Origin of the sequence: Bacillus sp. 123MFChir2 (assembly GCF_000383235.1) — a bacterium.
Taxonomy (GTDB): Bacteria; Bacillota; Bacilli; order Bacillales; family Bacillaceae_G; genus Bacillus_A.
In genome coordinates this window covers 1-5,802 of the sequence record NZ_KB911009.1, presented here as the reverse complement: position 1 = coordinate 5,802, position 5,802 = coordinate 1, and the positions used below count along the sequence as shown (strand labels likewise).

At 33.0% G+C, this 5,802-nt stretch carries 7 protein-coding genes; 5 read left to right on the top strand and 2 right to left on the bottom strand.

Annotation, left to right across the window (positions count from 1 at the left end; all coding sequences use genetic code 11):
* Window positions 1–190: helix-turn-helix domain-containing protein (locus H280_RS24245; protein WP_020059489.1), on the bottom strand; the 190-nt coding region annotated here is incomplete at its 3' end.
* Between the two features lie 159 nt (window positions 191–349).
* Here H280_RS24245 and lysS point away from each other — a divergent pair.
* The 4 genes from lysS to H280_RS0122510 all read left to right on the top strand — a co-directional run bounded on the left by lysS (window position 350) and on the right by H280_RS0122510 (window position 4,307).
* Window positions 350–1,903, top strand: coding sequence for a lysine--tRNA ligase (gene lysS / locus H280_RS0122525; RefSeq protein WP_020063353.1), 1,554 nt, complete (start codon window positions 350–352; stop codon window positions 1,901–1,903).
* A 191-nt stretch (window positions 1,904–2,094) separates the two neighbouring features.
* Window positions 2,095–2,292: a helix-turn-helix transcriptional regulator gene (locus tag H280_RS0122520; protein WP_020063352.1), complete on the top strand. Its 198-nt coding sequence runs from the start codon at window positions 2,095–2,097 to the stop codon at window positions 2,290–2,292.
* Window positions 2,293–2,592: 300 nt separating this feature from the next.
* Window positions 2,593–3,825: an RNA-guided endonuclease IscB gene (iscB, locus tag H280_RS0122515; RefSeq protein WP_020063351.1), complete on the top strand. Its 1,233-nt coding sequence runs from the start codon at window positions 2,593–2,595 to the stop codon at window positions 3,823–3,825.
* Between the two features lie 50 nt (window positions 3,826–3,875).
* Window positions 3,876–4,307 carry a hypothetical protein gene (locus H280_RS0122510; protein WP_020063350.1) on the top strand — a complete coding sequence of 144 codons (432 nt, stop codon included), beginning with the start codon at window positions 3,876–3,878 and terminating at the stop codon, window positions 4,305–4,307.
* A 92-nt stretch (window positions 4,308–4,399) separates the two neighbouring features.
* Here the strand turns inward: H280_RS0122510 and H280_RS0122505 are convergent, their stop codons facing one another.
* Complete coding sequence (locus H280_RS0122505) at window positions 4,400–5,269, bottom strand: phosphotransferase family protein (RefSeq protein ID WP_020063349.1); 870 nt, start codon at window positions 5,267–5,269, stop codon at window positions 4,400–4,402.
* 376 nt (window positions 5,270–5,645) lie between these two features.
* Here H280_RS0122505 and H280_RS25515 point away from each other — a divergent pair.
* A partial coding sequence (locus H280_RS25515) for a transposase (protein WP_196810734.1) occupies window positions 5,646–5,802 on the top strand: 157 nt, incomplete at its 3' end.

The following is a 5,802-nucleotide window of genomic DNA, read 5'->3' as shown; positions in this document are numbered from 1 at the left end:
GCTGTACATATTCCTTTTGTGCTTTTTCACTACAGTACGTACTGTTTTCTTTGACATTTCTTTTTAATTCTCGTGCGATAGAAGAGTGATGCCGCTTCAAAATCGCACCAATTTTTCTTGTGGAATACCCTAATTTATAAAGTGCTTCTAGTTGTCCACGTTCAAACGTGGTAAAATGTGAATAGCTCATACTCGTCCTCCGTGTAAAAGGTTGTGTGGTAACTTCTATTTTACACGAAGCGAGGTGGGCTTTTTTGTTTTTTTTTAAGTGTCGCACTTAATAATACAATTCGTCATTTGGAAAAAAAGTAAAAATGACATGAAATGACTTTATGAAGAGGTGATAGTTATGCACTGGGCATATAAAATAGCAAATAAATTAATTAATACGAATCCAAATAAAGATACTTTTGTGTGTGCGTCAGGAATTAGTCCTTCGGGATCGGTTCATATCGGAAACTTTCGAGAGATTGTAACGACGCATTTTGTAGTAAAGGCGCTGCAAGACTTAGGAAAGAAAACACGTTTTATTTTTTCATGGGACGATTATGATCGTTTTAGAAAGGTTCCAAAAAACGTTGATCCGTCTTTTGAAAAATATATTGGTTTGCCGTATTCAGATATTCCAGATCCATTTGGGTGTCATGCGTCGTATGCAGAGCACTTTGAGAAAGAATTTGAAAAGTCGCTCATGGCCTTTGGGATTGAAGTAGAGTTCCTATACCAAAGTAAGGAATATAGAACCGGTAAATATAACAAGCATATTCTTCATGCATTACAACAAAGAAAAGAAATATATGACATAGTCATGAAGTATAAAACGAGTGATGTATCAGAGGAAGAGAAAAATACTTTTTATCCAATTGCACTATATTGTGAGAAATGCGGAAAAGATGATACAGAAATAAAAATGTTTGATGAAGAAAATGAAACGATTGAATATATTTGTAGATGTGGAAATCATTCTAAATTAGCAGTGATGAGTGCAAATAATATGAAATTAAATTGGAAAATAGATTGGCCAATGAGATGGATGGTTGAAGATGTAATATTTGAGCCTGGCGGAAGAGACCACTCTTCAGAAACAGGAAGTTATAACGTATCAAAAGAAATTGCTCAGAGGATTTTTAATTATGAAGCACCTAGTTATGTAGCTTATGAATTTATCGGGATAAAAGGCGATCATAAAAAAATGTCTAGTTCCGCTGGAAATATAATAACGCCAAATGAGCTATTAAATATATATTCACCTGAAATTATCCTCTTTATGTTTTCTAAGTATAAACCAAATGCATCTTTTAACATTGGACTAGATGATGATGTGATTAAAAATTATTCTGAATATGAAAGGTTTCAAGAGGGTTACCGAAATAAAACGTTACAAGATAAAGATATATGTTCTTCACTTCAATTATCAAAAGTTATCGATAAAAATGAAATGTTACCGAAATTTAACCAAGTAGCAGGTCTTCTTCCATTAGTAAACTTCCATGTACAGACATTACAAAGTGTGCTTAATCAAACAGGTGAGGAATACACCATAACAGACATCAAGACAATAAGTGATCGAGTAGAATATTGGATTGAAAATTGGAATCCACAAAAAATGATTCGTATAAATGATAAGAAAGATATCGAATACTATGAAACATTAGATGAGATTCAGAAAAAGTGGTTAAAAGAATTTTGTGACGTCATTCGTAAAAGCTGGCAGGCAGATCAATTAATGGAGAAAATATATGCAATATGTCATGACGAAGATAAAAAAATCATGAGAGCTAATCAAAAGTTACTATTTAATATTGTATATAAGCTTGTTTTGAATAGTTCAAGTGGTCCTCGGTTGCCGCTATTAATTCAAGCAGTTGGGATTGAGCGAATGGTTTCTTTACTACAATTTTAATAAAAGAGGACTTGAATAAATAAGAGCATATCAATAGATATTTTTTTCGGGAAAAGCTTTATGAATTCAATTTTCCAATCAAAAAGATAGTTTCTCTTATCTCGTGATACGGAGGAATTATCTTTTTTTTGATGTAATTTATACTTTACATAAAGGAATATATATATTACATTTTAAGTGGAGGGTGTTCTATGAAAAATCATGTAAAGGTTGCTCGTGTAAAAGCAGATTTGACACAACAACAGCTTGCTGATGCAGTCGGTATTACAAGGCAAACGGTTAGCCTTATTGAAAAAGGCAAATATAATCCGTCATTAAAGTTATGTTTACAAATTTGCTATGCCGTAAATGCAACATTAGATGAAATATTTTGGGTGGATCAGGACTAATCAAACTGGAGTCGTTTTTATGGACAAAAGTATACAAACGTGGGCAAATATGTTTGTATACTTACTGTTTGATTGGTTTCAAGCCTAAGTGAGTGCGGTTAACGAAAGTTAATTCGCATGAGGAACTATGATTGATGAGTAAGTTGAAGACTTACCCTCGGATGCACGCTTTAGTCCGTTGCTCTAAGAGTGTGGAAGGATGACCGACTACTATTGCCATGTAGTCAAACACCGAAACACATATGCTCTCATCTGTCATTGGCAAAAAGCGAAATTCTCCGAAAGGATGGTTGGTCAGAGATGACTAAAATTAAAGAATATTGTTTCGTATTAGATTCAGAAGGAAGAAAATTAGCTCCTACAGATGTTAATAACGCTTGGCATCTAATTAGAAAGAAGAAAGCAAAGCTTATATCTAAGTACCCAATGGTTATTCAACTTAATAGAGCCGTTGAGTCAGAAGATATAGATTACAAAATAAAATTAGGTATAGATGATGGTAGCTTGCATGGTGGCGTAGGGTTGGTACAAGAGTGTAAGACAAAAAATAAACCAGTATTTAAAGCTACTATTGAGCATCGTAAAGATGTTTCTAAACTAATGGAACAAAGAAGGGATTATAGACGATATAAAAGAAGTCACAAACGATATTGTCAAGCAAGATTTAATAATCGTGCAAGTAGTAAGAGAGAAAGAAGAATCGCACCTAGTATACTCCAAAAAAGACAAACAATTATTAGGTTTGTAGAAAAGATTTCTAAATGGATAGATATTGCAAATATCTATTTAGAAGATGTTGCTATAGATATTCGTGCATTGACTGACGATAAAAAGTTGTATAGATGGCAATACCAAAAATCTAATCGTCTAGATGAGAATATAAGAAAGGCTGTAATCATTAGAGATAAATGTAAATGTATGGAGTGTGGGAAGTCTAACTGCATATTAGAGGTACATCATATTATTCCTAGAAGATTGAAAGGCTCTAATACGCTAGGAAATCTAATTACATTATGTAGTAAATGTCATCAAAAAACAGAAGGTAAAGAAGAAGGTTTTATCGACAGGTATCAAAAGATGATTAATGGGAAGAGTCTTCGTTTGGATTTTGCTAAGCATGTAATGCAAGGAAAGACATGGTTACAAAATCAATTAAATCAATATGCTGAATTATTTTTAACAAGTGGCGGAGATACTTCAAATCGAAGAATAGATTGGAATATTGAAAAATCACATTCTAATGATGCTTTGGTCATTTGTGGATTAGAAATAAATGATACAAACATAAAAGAATGGATTATCAAACCAATTAGAAAGAAAACAAAAGCAATACACTCTGAAACTTATGGGTTTAAGCATCGAGATATTGCACAGTATACAGATACAAAAGGAGCAACTCATGTTGGATATGTTACTGGAATGTATCCAGATAGATTACAGATAAACATCCAAACAAAAGAGAAACATTTAAAGAGAGTAAATGCAAGAAAAAGTATATTGAAATGGAGATTTAGAGGGTTATATTTTCTGTAAATCTCCACATATGAGTACTTTTGTATATATTTTTAGCAGGAGGATTTTGAATGAAAAAAATTACAGATGAAAGACTTATTTTAAGAAGTTTACAACACATTAAAATTGCTTATATCGTCCAAACTACAGGGATTTTATGTATTCTTGGCTACGATTGCATTCAAGGAGGAATGGAAAGAGTAACTAGGAATCCCCTTTGGATGGTATTTATGTTAACCGCTATTGTAGCTGGTTATTTATCGATGAGTGTTAGTGTAGAACACGAAAAAGAAATAAAAGATCCTAAGAAATCATTTATTATTAGTATGGCCGTACTAACTGTTATTGCGGTAGTTTTTGCATATCTAACTTCGATTACACCCAACTTTGGCTGGGGAGATGGTTTATTAATAGGAGTCATTGTATTTATTTGTGGTATTATACCGGTTGTTTATATATATAAATTAAGAGTGAAACAAATACGAGACTTAGAAGATGAGTAGAATGTGGTGATGTAAAAGAATCCATTTTGAACCTTTTTTCAAAATGGATTCTTTCTATTTACTGTAAATCTATGTGGAATTATCATTTGATTTTATTCCAAGGTAGTAGCAACTTTCCATTTATTCCACGCTGCAATGTATCGCGGTAAATCTTCTGGATGATGTCGAATGGAAGCAGCGATGCGACAATATAAACCTAGCAATATTTCTTCATATAAAGCTCTTTCATTTTGAAGCTGCCAATTGTTTAGAAGAGAAACCGCTGGCCCAATAACGTGTAATTCTAAATCACTCGGCGTTGAACAAAATGCGTATACAAGGTCATAGATAGGAGGCCCTATAACGGGAGTAGGATCAATAACACCAACTAATTGTTTATCGTCAAAAAGGAAATTATGAAAACCGAAATCCCCGTGTATCAGATAAGGTGTATCATTATTATTTCTTTTCAGCCGATTCGTTACGATGTTTCGAATAAGTTGATGATCTTCATTATTTAAATGAGATTGCATAGTTTCATAAGCTTCGGAAATGCGAGTATGTAGAAATAATCCCCATGATGATTCAGGTTCATCTATCCATCCCCATTTGTTATCATCATATATTTGATGATAAGAGTTTATGATTTGAGATGTAAGAAAAGTCAGTATAGAACGTTTATCACTTTTTCGGTTGTTTATTGTGCCGCTCATATATGCATAGACTATGTAGCGATAACCAGCATCCGTATATATGAGTCGTGGAAACAAATGCTGATCTCGATAGCGATTTAGAAATAGTGATTCAGCTTGTAGGACATTAGGTTTGTTCATTTTCACTACATATGAAGGAATATCATCATATGTAATAACACCAACTGTACTGCTACTCCCGCCATTTAGGCTTTTGTAGTGGCTGTTTGGTTCGATAATTTTTTTGTTTTCAAGTTCTTTTAGTATGTCTTTAGTGAAAGAGTGCTGCATAATGTTTATCTCCTTAAAATATTTGAAGTTAACTTTAATATTTTCATTATTCTTTATTTTATGTCACTTATATCTTGTCATAAAATGAGTTTTGTGACAACGTGTTGATAATGAGCGATAAAAGAAGGATTCAAGATACGATTCATAGAACAAGTAGTATGGCCAAAAGAGAAAATCAATATAAGAAATATAAGTTTACAGCTCTTTCCGAACGGGAAAGCCCATCGCCTTTAGGCATGGGATGAAAGTGAGGTTGGATACGGAGTACCACTGAAAATTGCGAGGTTTGTGGTACTTTAAGTATCCAAAATGTTGGTATCTTTTATTTTTTGTCTTTCGCGTTGTAGTTTAATGATCAAACTGATACAATGTGAATATGATAAATGATTATAGAAGAACCAAAACAACTGTGTCATTAATTAACTACCATTTTGTGTTTTGCCCGCGATACAGAAGAAAGATTTTTCTTAACACAAAAGTAGAAGAACGTTTCAAAGAGTTGGTTCAAGGAATATGCGGAGAACTGGATATTG